Source organism: Erwinia sp. QL-Z3 (genome assembly GCF_004551645.1).
GTDB lineage: Bacteria > Pseudomonadota > Gammaproteobacteria > Enterobacterales > Enterobacteriaceae > Erwinia > Erwinia billingiae.
In genome coordinates this window covers 654,592-669,824 of the sequence record NZ_CP037950.1, presented here as the reverse complement: position 1 = coordinate 669,824, position 15,233 = coordinate 654,592, and the positions used below count along the sequence as shown (strand labels likewise).

Here is a 15,233-nt window from a genome sequence, read left to right as displayed (position 1 = left end):
AAAGGGGCGATCTGAGATCGCCCCTTTTTTTGGCCTGAAACCAGAGAATTACTGCATATCTTCGGTTTTAATCACGTCTTTTGGCGCTGCGTCGGTACCGCGGCTTTCCAGCTCGGCCAGACGTTGCTCCAGCGCAGCCAGCTTTTCACGGGTACGTAATAACACCTGAGTTTGCACATCAAACTCTTCGCGATTGACCAAATCTAAACGGGTCAGCTGCGATTGCAGCGTCTGACGGATTTTTTTCTCAACATCGTCGCCGAACTCACGGATGCCTTTTGGCATGGATTCGTGAACCTGACGGGCGAGTTGTTCAATTTTTTTGGGGTCAATCATAGCGGCTTCCTGGTAGCGGCAAAGTTTCTTTAAGTGTAATGCGATAATCCGAAAGGATAAACCAGAAATAAGCAAAGCAGAAAAATGCCAAACTAAAGGCACATTTTGTTCGTTGCCCTGGCTTTTTATCGGCGTTATAGTAAGCAGGCTTATTCTCAGGGCGGGGTGTAATTCCCCACCGGCGGTAAATCGGCGTCATGCCGAAAGCCCGCGAGCGCTTCAGACCTCCCGGTTTGAAGGTCAGCAGACCCGGTGTAACTCCGGGGCCGACGGTTAAAGTCCGGATGGGAGAGAGTAACGTATCAGGCCGGGCTTTGCCCGCCGCGCCGTTATTTTTTGTCACTGCATGACACTCCTAAGCACGCCCTGATTCTGGTAACCCATACATTTTATAAGGTTTTATTACCATGAATCAGACGCTACTTTCTGAATTTGGCACGCCTGAAGAGCGTGTAGAACGTGCTATCGCTGCCTTGCGCGACGGGCGCGGTGTGATGGTGTTGGACGATGAAGATCGTGAAAACGAAGGTGACATGATCTTTGCCGCCGAAACCATGACCGTTGAGCAGATGGCACTGACCATTCGCCACGGCAGCGGCATTGTCTGCCTTTGCCTGACGGAAGAGCGTCGTCGTCAGCTTGAGCTGCCAATGATGGTCGAAACCAATACCAGTGCTTATGGCACCGGCTTCACCGTCACCATTGAAGCGGCAGAAGGCGTGACCACCGGCGTTTCGGCGAAAGATCGCGTGACCACCATCCGTGCGGCTATCGCCGACGATGCCAAACCTTCTGACCTGAATCGTCCTGGCCATGTGTTCCCACTTCGCGCCAGCGAAGGCGGCGTGCTGACGCGCGGCGGTCATACTGAAGCAACTATCGATCTGGTGACGCTGGCCGGCTTCAAACCGGCGGGTGTGCTGTGTGAACTGACCAACGATGATGGCACTATGGCGCATGCGCCAGAAGCTATCGTGTTTGCTAAGCAGCAGAATATGCCGGTTGTGACCATCGAAGATTTGGTGGCTTATCGCCGTAGCAACGAGTCTCGTCAGGCCAGCTAATTGCCTGACGATGAAAAAAAACCGGGTGCCTGTTACCCGGTTTTTTTATGCCTGAACTTAGGCCGCTGCTTTAACTAAGCCGCTGCTTTAACTTAAGCCGCTGCTTTGCAGCATGGTCAGGCTCAGGCCCATCACCGCCATCCCGCACAGCACGCCATAGCTGGGATTACTTTTCGGATCGATCTCTTTTGCCAGCGGCATCAGCTCATCGACCGACAGCGCCACCATAATCCCGGCCACGGTCGCCATCACCGCGCCCATCATCACTGGTGACACCAGTGGACCGAGCACCAGGAAGGCCAGCACGCCACCCAGGATTTCGGCCATGCCTGATACGCCAGCCCAGAAGATCGCTTTCCTTTTTGAACCCGTTGCGGCATACATCGGCCCGGCGACGGCAAGTCCTTCAGGAATATTGTGGATGGCAACGGCCAGCGCGATGCCTAAGCCCATTTCGAGGTCACTGCTGGCGGTGACATAGGTTGCCACACCTTCTGGAAAATTATGCAGGCTGATGCCGAGCGTCAGTAAGATTGCCGTGCGCCGAAGGTTGCGGGGAGGTTGGCCGCCGCTAAGTAGATCCTGTGGATGCTGGTGGGGCAACATCCGATCGAGGGCGAAGTAACCCAGAAGCCCAACCACAAACATGCCGTAACCCAAAACAGGAGACATGCCTTCAGCGTGCAGCGCCGCTGGCAGCATCTCCATCAGTGAAATCAGCAGCATAATGCCGGCAGCAAATCCCAGCGCAAACGCCAGCACCCGGTTCGACGGTTTCTGGCCGACAACACCCAGAAACGCGCCAATGAAGGTCGCGCCACCGGCAAGTAAAGTCAGTATTAATGGCACGGACAAGGTGACCTCCTAAAGACAAGAATAAAGTATAGCCTTTGCTATACCTTATCAAAAAATAATCAGTTGTAACGTCAGGATTTGTATTTTTCGCTGTTCAAATTTCTTGAATATCTTCATCACCGTTATCCGGGTTCATCCCCTGTCGAAAGGGCGTAATGTAGCGATCATTAAGCCGACATCTTCAGGGGAACCACTATGAGTCAGTCACGTATGCCCGCACTTTTTCTTGGCCATGGCAGCCCAATGAACGTGCTGGAAGAAAATGTTTATACCGAAGCCTGGCGTGAGCTGGGCCAAACCTTACCGCGTCCTAAAGCTATCGTGGCGGTCTCCGCGCACTGGTACACCCGGGGCACGGCGGTTACAGCGATGGAAAAGCCAAGAACCATTCACGATTTTGGCGGATTCCCTCAGGCGCTGTTTGACACCACTTATCCGGCACCGGGTTCACCGGACCTGGCCCGCCAGGTGGTTGACGCGCTGGCACCTTACGATGTCCGTCTGGATCAGGAGTGGGGTTTTGACCACGGTTCATGGGGCGTGCTGATTAAAATGTACCCGGAAGCCGATATTCCAGTGGTTCAGCTGAGCGTCGACGGTACGCAACCGCCGGCTTATCACTTTGAACTGGGCCGTAAGCTCGCGGCACTGCGCGAGCAGGGCGTGATGATTGTCGCCAGCGGCAACGTGGTGCATAACCTGCGCATGGTGCGTTGGGAAGGCAATGCTGAACCTTACCCGTGGGCCTCATCCTTTAACGACTACGTGCGTGAAAACTTGAGTTGGGAAGGGGAAGCAGAGCAGCATCCGCTGGTGAACTTTAGTCAGCACAGCGGCGCTGCGTTATCCAACCCGACGCCTGAGCACTACCTGCCACTGCTTTACGTGCTGGGTGCCCGTTTGCCGGGTGAAGCCGTCTCTATCCCGGTGGATGGTTTAGTGATGTCTTCGCTCAGTATGCTTTCGGTAAAGGTGGGCTAAATGCACACCATCAGTTGGTGTTGACAGAATGAGGTGTGAAAACCGGCGTTGCTTTGGCCTTCACCTCTTTTTCGGCATTGTTAAAGATCCACGCTGGACTGTTCAGGGTTAATGCTGCCAGTTTTGGGGTTAATACCAGCGGCACAGAGTAGCTTGCCTTGCCTGCGCTAATCGGGATAGTTAACGGCACGGTCTTACCGGGCGTGACAGCGGTTCCTTTAAGGGCGACGGCAAAACCAAATTGGTCTTTGTCAGTGCCGTAATGATCGCTTTTGTTTGTCATGGCATTTCCTGACAGCGAAAAGTCACCGGTTACAGTGGAAATTAAATTAGCCAGCCCGGAGGTATCCGACGAGCAGGCAATATTCACCACCGGTTGCGCACTGAGGCTTGATGAGGCTGACAGGGCTTGGGCTGTGGGCACTGCAAGACTGAATGTGCTGTTAGAAACCGTATGGGAACAGCTTACCGTGCCGGCCTGATTCCACTCTGAGAGGCTGAATTTATAATTCATTGCGTTAGCCGCTTTGTTTAATCCACCTTTGCCATCCAATTGAAACAGACGGATAGCGCCTGATACCTTACTGGTGTCGATATCCCCGGTCTTTTTCAGATAGGCCTGAAATCGAAATGTTTTTGTAGCGGCCGCTCCGTTGATTGTCCAGCCGGTATCAATTTTGGTGTTGATGTTGCCATTTCCTGAGCTTTCATCAAAGGTACCGAGATCTTTACCATCATATACCAGTCCCATTTCTACGCCGCTTGGCGGCGTCTCGCTCTTAATATAGGGAAATGGATAAAAATAGACGTTTTCCTGGATACTTCCTTTGCAGGTAATATCACGCACATATTCTTTTGATTCCCAGACCCGGCTGCCATTCTGCGTGCCAGAGAGCAGTACCAGTTTACCGATTGATACAACTTCATCGACCGTATTACCAATATAACAGTCAAGGGCGGCAGCATTAAATGACAGTGTCAGGGTGAACAGGCCAAAGGTGATTTTTCTTTTCAATGATTTTTTCATTTATCGTAGTTCCTTTACATCAGTTAATTAATGGAGCCTCGGCTGTTTTATTCCGTCTTCGGTAGCGTCAATTTTAACAGGCCGGCGATTACCGGCCTGTTAACTATAAACACAGTTTCGGAGTCGCTTAATTAATTACTAAGGTTAACTGCGGCGAATACAAGCCCACATCAACCGACATGTTTTCCACTAAGACATCATTTTGCAGAACGGAGATAGTTCCTGTACCCGCTTTCGTCCCGCCGGTCAGTGTCGCCGTGTAAACCCCATTCTTTTCAGTGACTGCGCTTATTTTCGTTCCTTCTAAATTAGCGACCTTGAAGGCAACTTTCCCTCCAGTGACGACATTCTGAAATTTATCTTTCGCAGTTAACGTTATGGCAAGCGTAGATTTCCCATCAGCTGGCAATATGTTGTTGCTAAGTTGCAAGACTGAGTTGCTGGCATTAATTGGGGCGGCAACAAAGATAACCTTTGTGGACTTGCCGGTTGTGTCAGTGCTGATGATGGCAGTGAGAGTTATGCTACCTGCAAGGGTGCTGGCAATTTCCGCTGTGGAGACTCCTTCAGCATCTGTTTTAAGGGTTCTTGCGCCCCATATAACTGTTCCTGCCGCCTGGAAGGTGACCGCCACATCTTTTACGGGATTCCCCTTGGCATCTTTCACCACGGCAGTGAGCGTGGAGAAGGTATTACCATCCGCCGTCACGCCGGTCGCTGGCGAGGCCGTCAGGCTGTCGACGACGGCTGTTTTAGTATTGGCGATAAAGGTAACGCTCACCGTTTTTTCAATGCCCTTAGTGCTGGCCATGACGTCCATTGTCATTGCTTGAGAACTGCTCACTGTCGTGACAGCCATACCTGCACTGTCGGTCTGTACCTGTCCTTTGCTAAGCGTACCTGGTGCGGAGAAGGTAACTGATGTATCCGACACAGGGTTATTGTAGGCGTCGGTGATCAGAGCCTTGATGGTTGAGACGGCGACGCCGTCCGCAATAATGCCTTCTGCCGGCGTTGCCGTCAGGCTGGCTATCGTGGCGGTAGACGCATCTGCCTTAAAGACAACGGTGATGCTCTTGCTGTCTTTAACCATATCCGTCCTGGCCGTAACCGTATTGCTGCCTGCCACGGTACTGGTGAGCGTCATCTTCGCGTAACCGTTGTTGTCGGTGCGGGCAGTAAGCTGATTTGGCGTCGCTTTGCCACTGAGGGTAAAAATCACCTCTACGTCACTGACAGGGTTCTCATTTGCATCCTGTACTACAGCGGTGAGGATCGACTGATCTTTAGCATTAGCCAGTGGAATATTTGCTGACATCATAATGTCAGTCACTTTTGCCGTGTTTTCGTTGGCGATAAAGTTGACTGCAGCGTTCTTACCCTCAGGATCATACTTGGTCACGGCTCTCGTCTCATGAATCCCCGCTATTTTACTGGCAATGGTTACCACCACCTTGCCTTCACTGTCGGAAACAGCTGAAGACTGGCTCAGGGTGCCGTTAGCTGGCGCTTTAAAGGTTACTGCGGCCCCTGCCACCAGATTGCCATTGGCATCTTTCACAATTCCCGTCAGGGTGGCAAATGACTTACCGTCAGCGATTACCTGGCTTTGAGACGCGGTAAAACTGTTGATGGCGGCGGTAGCAATATCGCCAATAAAGTTGACGGAGGCCTGCTTCCCGGTTTTGTCATAAGCTGTCTGCGCCAGCACCGTGCTGCTGCCTGCGGTAAAGCTGATGGCGCTCACTGATGCTTTACCATCATTGCCTGTTGTCGCCGATGAGTTAATGAGGTTGGCGTTGCCCTTGATGGTGAACGTCACCCGGGCGTTATTGACCCGATTTCCGTTGGCATCCGACACCGTTGCCGTCAGCACAGATTTATCCGTGCCGTTAGCGGTAATTCCACTCTCCGGCGCAGCGCTAAGACTGTCGACTTTGGCCGTGGCCTGGTCAGCAATAAAGCTGACGGAAGCCTGCTTACCGGTTTTATCGTAATCAGTGGTTGCAGTAACGGTACTGCTGTCCGCAATAAGGCTGGTCAGTTTCATTTCTGAATACCCCTCGCTGTCCGTCGTCGCGGACGTGCCGGCCAGGTTGGCGTTTCCGCTTACGCTGAAGCTGACGGGTTTGTTGCTCACAGCATTGTTATAGGCATCGACCACCCTGGCTCTAAGCACCGAACTGTCGGCACCATTGGCGATGACGTCGGATTTGCGCGAGGCGTCCAGGAAGTCAACATGCGCAGTCGCGGCATCGGCCACAAAGCTGACGCTAACCTGTTTGCCGATGCTGTCGCCCTCGAGGGTCGCCGTGACGGTGCTGCTACTGGCGCTGCGGCTGGTAAGGTTCGCCGTCGCCACGCCGTTCACATTGCTCCTCGTGGTCTTAGCCAGCACACCCTCACCGGATGTCACGGTAAATGTCACATCAAATCCACTGACCGGATTACCGTTGGCATCTCTTAACCTGGCGCTAATTACCGAGCGGTCAGCGCCATTTGCCGTCACGTCTGAAGATCGTGAAGCGGTAAGCGTGTCGATCTTCACCGTAGTGCTATCGGCTATAAAGCTGACGGAGGCCTGTTTGAAGTTCGTGTCCGTTTCGGTATGCGCTCTGACCGTGGTGATTGCAGCGGTCCGGCTCATGAGTTCGACAGTCGCTAAACCATTGACGGTAGTGGCTGAATTCTGACTCAACGTCCCATTGCCAACGTTGATTTTAAAGGACACGGTGACGCCGCTGACGAGGTTACCGTTAGCATCCTTCACCGTGGCAGTCAGCACGGAGTGGTCAGTGCCGTTCGCCTTCACGTCTGAAGGCCGTGACGGGATCAGGCTGTCGATGGTTGCCGTAGCCGGGTCGGCTTTAAAAAGGACGCTGGTTTGTTTACCGGTCGAGTCCGCGCCGACGGTCGCGGTGACCGTGATGCTTTCCGCCGACAGGCTGGTTAGCTGCACGCTGGCGATGCCATCTACAGTAGTAACGCTGTCCTCAGCTAATTTGCCGCCCGTTACCGTGAAGGTGACTTTTGCGCCATTGACCCGATTTCCGTTGGCATCTTTTACCGTGGCGGTGATTACAGAGCTATCGCTGCCGTCAGCCTTGACGTTATCCGTCCGTGAAGGGATCAGGCTGTCGATTTTTGCCGTGTCTGCGTCGGCAATAAAGCTGACGGCAGTCTGTTTACCGGTGGTGTCGAAAGCCGTAACGGCGGTGAGGGTCGTGCTTCCAGCAGTGGCGCTTTTCAGCGTCACCGTGGCTGCCCCTTTGCCGTTGGTTTTGACTGTGGACGGGCTCAGATCGGCATTACCTGTCACACGGAAGGTCACCTCCTCGTTTGCCACCGCATTGCCATTGGCATCTTTCACCGTGACATCAATGGTGGAAGTCGCTTTGCCATCGGCCTTGATCCCAGATGCCGGCGTCGCGGTGAGGGTGGCAATACTGGCTGTTTGAGCATCTGCGACAAAGGTTACGGTGACCTGTTGACCGTTCGGGTCAGTCTCCGTAATGGCAAGTAAAGTCTCGGTCACTGCGTTGGTACTAGTAAACTCCTCGCTAACTTTACCGTCGCTGTCGGTGGTCATTAGCATATACGCATCGCCTATAATTACCGGCACTTGACTCACCGGGTTGTTGTAGGCATCCGTAACTACCGCCGTCAAGGTGATCGCTGAATAGCCATTTGCCACTGCTGTTGGAGGGAAGGCGGTGAAGCTAACTACTTTCGCCGTAGTGCGATCGGCGATAAAGCCGACCGTTGTATTTTTACCGGTTTTATCAGCGTCCGTGGTTGCGGTGACGGTGCTGAGTTCCGCAGTGCGGTTTGTCAGATTCACCGTGGCATAGCCTTCATCGTTGGTTTTGGCTGCCTTGACACTTAAATTGCCATTACCATCAACGTTAAAGAACACGTCAGCCTGCTTCACGTGGTTTCCATTAGCATCAGTTACGATGGCGTTAAGTTCCGAGCTATCAGACATGTTAGCTAAAACATTCGAGACACGTGAAGCGGTGAAGTGTTCTATTTTCGCTGTGGAAAGGTCAGCGATAAAGCTTATGGAGAGCGTCTCGTTTACTTGAGTGTCGAACGACGTTACTGCCGTAACAGTGTTCATTTCAGCACGGGTACTTACCATATCAACGCTGGCAATTCCATTTACTGTGATACCCGTTGCCTGTAGATCCCCTTTACCTTTTAGCACGCTGAAGTTCACATGCACCCCACTGGCCAAGTTACCGTTCGCATCTTTTATGGTCGCAACAAGGGTTGTACTATCTGTGCCGTTAGCTATTATCCCTTCTGTTCGTGTGGCGCTTAAGCTGGCTACTTTCGCCGTGGCAAGGTCGGCCATAAAGCTGACAGAAGTTTGTTTGCCCATTTTATCAAAGTCGGTGACAGCGGTGACCGTACTGATGTCAGCTTTTGTGCTGGTGAGCTGCGCGGTAGCGATGCCATTCTGGTTACTGGTGGCCGAAGTCGGACTCAACTTGGCTTTGCCATCCGAGACCGTGAATGTGACGGTCGCGCCATTGACCAGGTTTCCCTGAGCATCTTTCACCGTGGCGGTAACCATGGCGCTGTCCTGACCATTAGCCGTTACATTCTCCGTACGCGACGCGGTGAAGTCGGCAATTGTCGCGGTGTCTGAGTCACCAATAAAGCTGACGGCAGCCTGTTTTCCGGTGCTATCGACGTTGGTTGTTGCCGTAACGGTGATGGTTTCAGCGCTAAGGCTGGTCAGAACGGTCGTGGCTACACCGTTGACGGTGGTGGCAGAGGTCTGACTGAGTTTCCCCTTGCCTGCTGATGAAGTGAAGAACACCTTCGCACCGTCCACCAGGTTGCCGTTAGCATCTTTCACCGTGGCGGTAAGTATTGAACTGTCGGTGCCATTGGCTTTCACATTAGAATCTCGTGAAGCGCTCAGGCTGTCGATTTTGGCTGTGCCCACATCGGCCCTGAAGGTGACTGAGGTCTGCTTACCGGAGGCATCAGCGTCTGTGGTGGCCGTAACGGTTACGATCCCGGCCTCAGTGCTGGTTAGTTGCACGGTCGCGATACCGTTGGACGTCGTGGCTGGAGATGGCGTCGCCGATCCCTTGCCGGACACGTTGAAGAACACTTTAGCATTATTGACCAGGTTGCCGTTGGCATCCTTGACCGTCACGGTGAGAACCGACATATCGTTGCCGTTGGACAGCACATCATTATCGCGTGAAGGGATCAGGCTCTCGACTTTCGCTGTGGCTACGTCGGCGATAAAGCCAACAACAGTCTGCTTACCGATGTTGTCACCGTCGACCACTGCCGTCACCGTGCTGCTTCCTGCCGCTTTGCTGGTAAGGGAGACTGTCGCGGTGCCGTCACTGTCGGTTTCAGCGGTCGACTCACCCAGGATGGCATGGCCATGCACGCGGAAAGTGACCGTAACGCCCGCTACGGCATTGCCAAAGTTATCTTTTACCTTCGCGGTCAGCAGTGAACTGTCAGATCCGTTGGCTTTCACCTCTGTATCACGCGATGCGCTCAGGCTGGCAATTCTCGCTGTCGTGGCATCAGCAATAAAGCTGACGGTGGCCTGCTTTCCTGTGGTATCAAAATCGGTTTTCGCCGTAACGGTGAGGGTATCCGCCTGCGTGCTGGTCAACTGGACGGTGGCGATACCCTCTCTGCTGGTGATAGCGGATGACTGGCTTAATTTGCCTTTTCCATCGGCAGGCACGCTAAAGCTCACTTTTGCCCCGCGGACGAGGTTACCCCTGGCGTCTTTCACCTGTGCGCTGAGGATCGAAGTGGCAATGCCGTTGGCTTTCACCTCAGTGGCAGGCGAGGCAATAAGGCTCTCAACGCTGGCCGTGGCAACGTCCGCAACAAACTCAACGGAAACCTGTTTACCCGTCGCGTCAAAAGGCGTTGTGGCGCTGACGGTAATACTGTTGGCTGTGGCGCTGGTCAGGCTAACCGCAACGGTGCCGTCATTGCCCGATATGGCCTCAGTCGGGCTGAGACGACCATTGCCGCTGACTATCGCAAAGTTAACCAGAATCCCACTGACGGCGTTGCCCTGAGCATCCTGCACCACGGCGTTGAGCTGGGCGGCTTCAGTGCCATCCGCCTTTAGGCCAGCTTCTGGCGAAGCGGTGAACTGGCCTATCTGCGCGGTACTGATATCACTGATAAAGGTGACGGTGACCTGTTTACCGGTTTTATCTTCTCCGGTGGTTGCGGTTACCGTACTGCTGCCAGCACGGGTGCTGGTCAGATTAACCCTGACGGCTCCGTCGGCATCAGAGATAACCGTGGTCTGGCCCAGTTTGGCCCCACCCGTGGCGTTGAAAATCACCGGCGCGCCGGTGACGCGGTTGCCGTTGGTGTCTTTCACTACTGCCGTCAGGACTGTGGCATCAGCGCCATTCGCCGTCACCTCGGTGGCTGGCGTCGCGAACAGATCATCAATTTTCGCGGTACGCAAATCCGCGACAAATGTCAGCTCGGCACTTTTGGTCATGCCGGTGGCTGATGCGGTCAGGGTGACGGTGCCAGCCAGTTTGCTGGTCAACTCCACGGTGGCAGAACCGTTACTGTCAGTCACGGTGGCGGTGGTAGAAGGCGTCGCATTCCCAGCGACAGAGAAGGTGACCGGCACATTACCGATCGGGTTGCCGTAGTAATCGGCGACCAGCACCCTGGCTTTATTGGCGACGTTGCCATTGGCGACGGCATTGTTGACGTCAATGGTCAGATCGGCCATTTCAGCGGTAGTGCTGTCGGCGATAAAGTTCAGCGTTTTGCTGTCGCGGTTACCGTTATCCAGATGCGAGAAAATAGTGACCTTACCGGCGCGGGTTGAGGCCAGCGGCACCATCGCGCTACCCGAGGTATCGGTAATATGCAGCGCTTCACAGTTGTTAGCGCCCTTCAGAATACAGCTGTCATCAATGCCTGAGACCACAAAGCGCACGTTATGATCGCTTAACAGCTCACCGGATTTTCCGGTGACTTTGGCATGCAGCTGTGCAGCATCCACGCCGTTGGCCACCACATTATCGGCCGGTTTAACCTCCAGCGAGATGATGGTGCTGGAAGGAATAAGGTTGATCACCACGGTACTTTCTGGCGAGACATTGCCGTGGTTATCGGTGGCGATGGCCGAAACGGTATAGCTGTTAACCCCCTCGTGCAGATACTTCGGTAATTTGACCGCCACAGACGTCGCCGAATCCTGAGACAGCGAGCCGCCCGCCGCAATCAGTTCTGCTGCGCGCCAGTCAATTTTCTTCAACCCGTATTTCGCGCGAACGCTGGCGGTGATCACCGTGGTGGACGCTGCTTCAGCGCTAACCGATGCGGGTAAGGAGAGTGAAATCAGATTCTGTTTGCGATACTGCATGACGATGTTGTAGTTACGATCGACAAAATCGTAACGTGCGCCAGGCAGGCTGCGCATCACCTTGACCGTTTCACGGTCGGTCTGTTCTTGCCACGACAGGCCGAGGCGGTAATTAATGTCCAGACCGACAAAGCTGTCGGATCCGCTACCGGATTTGTGGCCCGCCTTGAAGGTCAGCAACGGGATCGGCGTGTAATTCACCGTGGTGGTGACGGCGGAAGGGGAATCCCGCAGGTCACTGGGACTGGCAGAATTATCAAGAACGATGCCTTTACCAAAGTACTTTTCATACTTCACCGACGCGCCAAATTGCGGGTAGAACGGCAGCCAGGCATCGGCGGCCAGATCAAAACCGTTGGCAGGACGTTCGTCGTAATCTTCCATCGCATCCAGTGGCGACTGGTGCCAGTCGGTCAGGCGCTGATATTTATTGGCGCTCAGTTTCAGGTAGTGGGTCCAGGCTTCGGCCCCGACGCTGAATCGCGCATTGTTGCCGGTGATATCGCGGTCATAGAAGCTGTTTACCCCGAGCATAAAGTGGTCGGAGAGGTAATGACGCAGCCCCAGCCCGAGATTGAGCGTGGTGCGTTCTTTATTGACGCGAACGCCCTGTTGGTTGAACAGCAGCGTGCTCGGAGTATCCCACCACGGGATCAGTAAATCCGCACTGGCTTCACCTGCGGAATTAAACTGGATGCGGGTATTGCCGCTTTGGCCCATCCAGTCACGCAGCGCACTGCTGGCCATATCATTTGCAATACCGGTAATGACGCCCATACCGGCCTGAGAACGGCTGTCTGCGCCCATGATTTGCCAGAACTGCTTAACGCCTTCGAGCGGGCGCAGATCGTTTTCATCCGCTTCACGGGAACGTTGCATATCCTCATTTAACAGCAGCGATTTTTCTTTTGATAAGCTGCTCTGGCTTCCTTCCAGTGAAGGGAGCTGTGAAATAAGGTCATTGCTGCCTTCTTTATTTAACTCTGCCGCAGTATTGAACGGGCCAGAGGAAGAAGAGGCGTCGTAGGCCGGTGAGGCAGGGAATAAAGGGGGCGAAAGGTTGAGTGCCGATGGCGAAGGATCGCTACTTTCCTGCGCTGTAGTTGCAGGCGCGGGCTCAAGGGTAAGGCGGTCTGGCAGGGTACTTATCCCCGCGTTGAGCTCCGCCATCGTCTCGCTTAATGCCAGCATGTCTGAATTAGCCCGGACGGCTGAAGAATAAAGCGGTATAGCAATCGAGACAAACAGATGGTTCAGAATAACAAGAACAGAGGCTATTTTTTTGAATTTGAAGTCCATATCTTCCCGTCCGGAAAAAAAGTTCCATAACCCCGGAGAGGAGGTTATGGAAAGTAGAGAAAAAAATGTAGGAAAAGATTTTTTGATTGTTAATGTGACAGGCTGTCAGCGGCAAAAAGCGGTTTATTTAGATCTGGCTGATGGATTTCATTTTTTTTTGAATTTCCAGGAAAGCCTGGCTTTTTACACGCTCGCAGACCATGTTCAGTTTGTCATTCAGAGTCAGCGTCATCAGCTCTTTCGGATCCTGTTCCATCAGGCCTTCATGACTTTTAAAATACGCGTGGGAGTTATTGATTTTATCGAATTGCAGACGGTACTGATTAAAGGCTTCGTAATTCAGGCCTTTCAACATATCAAAGTTATCAACACACTTCTTACCGTCAGTCTTTTGTTGCACCAGGCTGTCGCCAGTTTTTTTGACCGTTCCTTTTTTTCCTTGCGGCGAACTGCAGGCGCAAAGCGTCAGTGAAAGAAGCGCAAGTGAGACGAATTGATGAATCTTCATTGTACATATCCTTATGGCTATCCAGGCCGAGTGTAAAAATGATAAGCACACAGGTGCCCTCATCTAATAACAAGGCGGCAACTTTAATAAAGTTATTAAGATTCCTCCGCAGGACTGGATTTTTCTTAACAACTTTTGCATGAGGATAAAGATGGGAGTGAGCTTAATGAAATCGTTTTTGACGATTAGTTGAACAGATCTTGTTGTGTTAAAACGATCAGAGGATTAATAAAGATCTTAATCTTTAGCGTTATCCATTACGGGCGCCACTACTGGATATATATGACGTTTATTGGCACCTTTAGATCTTGATATCCTTGTGTTTTATCCTGATGTCATTCTGGATGACTGTTTATTTCGGCGTTTGCGTCTTCATATTATTGATGATTGTTAGCATAACCGCTTAGGAATTTTTGAGGTGAATAAGCGCAATTATCAGACTGCCTGTAGCGCAAATTTTAAAAAAACTAAGGAGAAAATTGCCGGGAAAGATGGAAAAGGAGAGGAAGGGGCAGTACCGGGGCTGAGAGCAGGGTGGAAATACATGAACAGCAGCAGCGAAGCACTCCGTGTTAACGGAGTGCTCAACTGAAAGGCATAACAGCGTTATTCAATAAAGGTGTGCGGATAGAACCGCGACAGATCCTGTGTAATCAACGCCCGGTCTTCGCGGATGCCAATACCAGCCGGTTGATCGTCGATCAGCCAGCTGCCAATTAAGGTGTAGCTGTCGCCAAATTTTGGCAGCGGGTGGAACTGCTGCACAATCATGCCTTCTTCGCCATAAGGACCATCGGCACTGGCAATTTCCTTGCCGTTTTCAATGATGCTGATGTTCGAACCTTCGCGCGAAAACAACGGCTTAACCACATATTTATCCATATGCGGCACGTCATCTTCGGCAAAATACGCCGGCAACAAATTCGGATGATTGGGGAACATTTGCCACAGCAGCGGCAGCAACGCTTTATTGGAGATAATGCTTTTCCATGCCGGTTCCAGCCAGCGAACGCCAGCATCCTCCAGCTTGGTAGAGAACACCTCACGCAGCATAAACTCCCACGGATACAGCTTGAAGAGGTTGCCGATCACCTGGTCATGCACATCGGTGAACTGGCCTCTTTCGCCCAAGCCAATTTCATCCATAAACAGAAATTCGCTCGGTAAGCCGGCTTCGGTGGCGCAGTCCTGCAGATACTGAACCGTGCCACGATCTTCGTCGGTGTCGCGACAGCAGGCAAAATGCAGCCAGCTGAAGCCATGCTGCTGATGCAGGTCGGCAAAGCGCTCAATCAGCTTCTCTTGCAGGCTATTGAACTGATCGCTGCCAGTGGGCAGGTTACCCGCCGCCTGCTGATCTTCCAGCCAGATCCCCTGAAAGAATGCCGCTTCATACAGCGAGGTCGGCGTATCGGCGTTGTTCTCAAGCAGCTTAATGTCGGAATGGCCATCCCAGGCCAGATCCAGCCGCGAATAGAGCGACGGCTGGTTAGTTTTCCACGAGGCGCGCACGAAGTCCCAGGTGTGTTTTGGAATGCGGAATTTGGCGAGCAGCTCTTCGCTGTTCACCACTTTCTCCACCACCTGTAAACACATCTGATGCAGTTCGCTGGTTACGTCCTCCAGCTTCTCAATTTGCTGGAGCGTAAACTGGTAGTAAGCATCCTCACACCAGTAAGGCTCGCCGTGCATGGTATGAAAACGGAAACCGTATTCGGTGGCCTTTTCACGCCAGTCCGGGCGTTCAGCGATAGCAAGACGCTTCAT

General features: G+C 52.8%; 8 protein-coding genes and 1 riboswitch. Of the genes, 3 read left to right on the top strand and 5 right to left on the bottom strand.

All coding sequences use genetic code 11. The features are described from left to right. Window positions 1-48: 48 nt before the first annotated feature. On the bottom strand, window positions 49-336 hold the full coding sequence (locus tag E2F51_RS03695; protein WP_013203883.1) for an accessory factor UbiK family protein: 288 nt from the start codon (window positions 334-336) through the stop codon (window positions 49-51). Between the two features lie 147 nt (window positions 337-483). Further along, a riboswitch (FMN riboswitch) is annotated at window positions 484-636 on the top strand. Between the two features lie 107 nt (window positions 637-743). Here E2F51_RS03695 and ribB point away from each other — a divergent pair. Continuing rightward, window positions 744-1,400, top strand: a complete 657-nt coding sequence (gene ribB / locus E2F51_RS03690; protein WP_013203882.1) for a 3,4-dihydroxy-2-butanone-4-phosphate synthase — start codon at window positions 744-746, stop codon at window positions 1,398-1,400. A gap of 87 nt (window positions 1,401-1,487) precedes the next feature. Here ribB and zupT read toward each other — a convergent pair whose 3' ends face one another. Continuing rightward, window positions 1,488-2,255 (bottom strand): zinc transporter ZupT, encoded by a 768-nt coding sequence (zupT, locus tag E2F51_RS03685; protein WP_041692129.1) that lies wholly within the window; start codon window positions 2,253-2,255, stop codon window positions 1,488-1,490. Between the two features lie 195 nt (window positions 2,256-2,450). Here zupT and ygiD point away from each other — a divergent pair, with 195 nt between their 5' ends. Further along, window positions 2,451-3,236, top strand: coding sequence for a 4,5-DOPA dioxygenase extradiol (gene ygiD, locus E2F51_RS03680; RefSeq protein ID WP_134822774.1), 786 nt, complete (start codon window positions 2,451-2,453; stop codon window positions 3,234-3,236). A 10-nt stretch (window positions 3,237-3,246) separates the two neighbouring features. Here the strand turns inward: ygiD and E2F51_RS03675 are convergent, their stop codons facing one another. Both E2F51_RS03675 and E2F51_RS03670 read right to left on the bottom strand, forming a co-directional pair. Beyond that, entirely contained in the window at window positions 3,247-4,263 is a 1,017-nt protein-coding gene (locus tag E2F51_RS03675) for a hypothetical protein (RefSeq protein ID WP_134822773.1), read from the bottom strand. Window positions 4,264-4,390: 127 nt separating this feature from the next. Beyond that, window positions 4,391-12,850, bottom strand: coding sequence for an Ig-like domain-containing protein (locus tag E2F51_RS03670; RefSeq protein ID WP_167738381.1), 8,460 nt, complete (start codon window positions 12,848-12,850; stop codon window positions 4,391-4,393). 154 nt (window positions 12,851-13,004) lie between these two features. On the opposite strand from E2F51_RS03670, the gene E2F51_RS23785 reads away from it, so the two are divergent. Continuing rightward, window positions 13,005-13,430 (top strand): hypothetical protein, encoded by a 426-nt coding sequence (locus tag E2F51_RS23785; RefSeq protein WP_167738380.1) that lies wholly within the window; start codon window positions 13,005-13,007, stop codon window positions 13,428-13,430. 642 nt (window positions 13,431-14,072) lie between these two features. Here the strand turns inward: E2F51_RS23785 and E2F51_RS03660 are convergent. Next, window positions 14,073-15,233 carry a glutathionylspermidine synthase family protein gene (locus tag E2F51_RS03660; RefSeq protein WP_134822771.1) on the bottom strand — a complete coding sequence of 387 codons (1,161 nt, stop codon included), beginning with the start codon at window positions 15,231-15,233 and terminating at the stop codon, window positions 14,073-14,075.

Coding starts and splice junctions, on each gene's coding strand:
- E2F51_RS03695 (WP_013203883.1), bottom strand. CDS start 336: ATGATTGACCCCAAAAAAATTGAACAACTCGCCCGTCAGGTTCACGAA.
- ribB (WP_013203882.1), top strand. CDS start 744: ATGAATCAGACGCTACTTTCTGAATTTGGCACGCCTGAAGAGCGTGTA.
- ygiD (WP_134822774.1), top strand. CDS start 2,451: ATGAGTCAGTCACGTATGCCCGCACTTTTTCTTGGCCATGGCAGCCCA.
- E2F51_RS03675 (WP_134822773.1), bottom strand. CDS start 4,263: ATGAAAAAATCATTGAAAAGAAAAATCACCTTTGGCCTGTTCACCCTG.
- E2F51_RS03670 (WP_167738381.1), bottom strand. CDS start 12,850: ATGCTGGCATTAAGCGAGACGATGGCGGAGCTCAACGCGGGGATAAGT.
- E2F51_RS23785 (WP_167738380.1), top strand. CDS start 13,005: ATGGAAAGTAGAGAAAAAAATGTAGGAAAAGATTTTTTGATTGTTAAT.
- E2F51_RS03660 (WP_134822771.1), bottom strand. CDS start 15,233: ATGAAGCGTCTTGCTATCGCTGAACGCCCGGACTGGCGTGAAAAGGCC.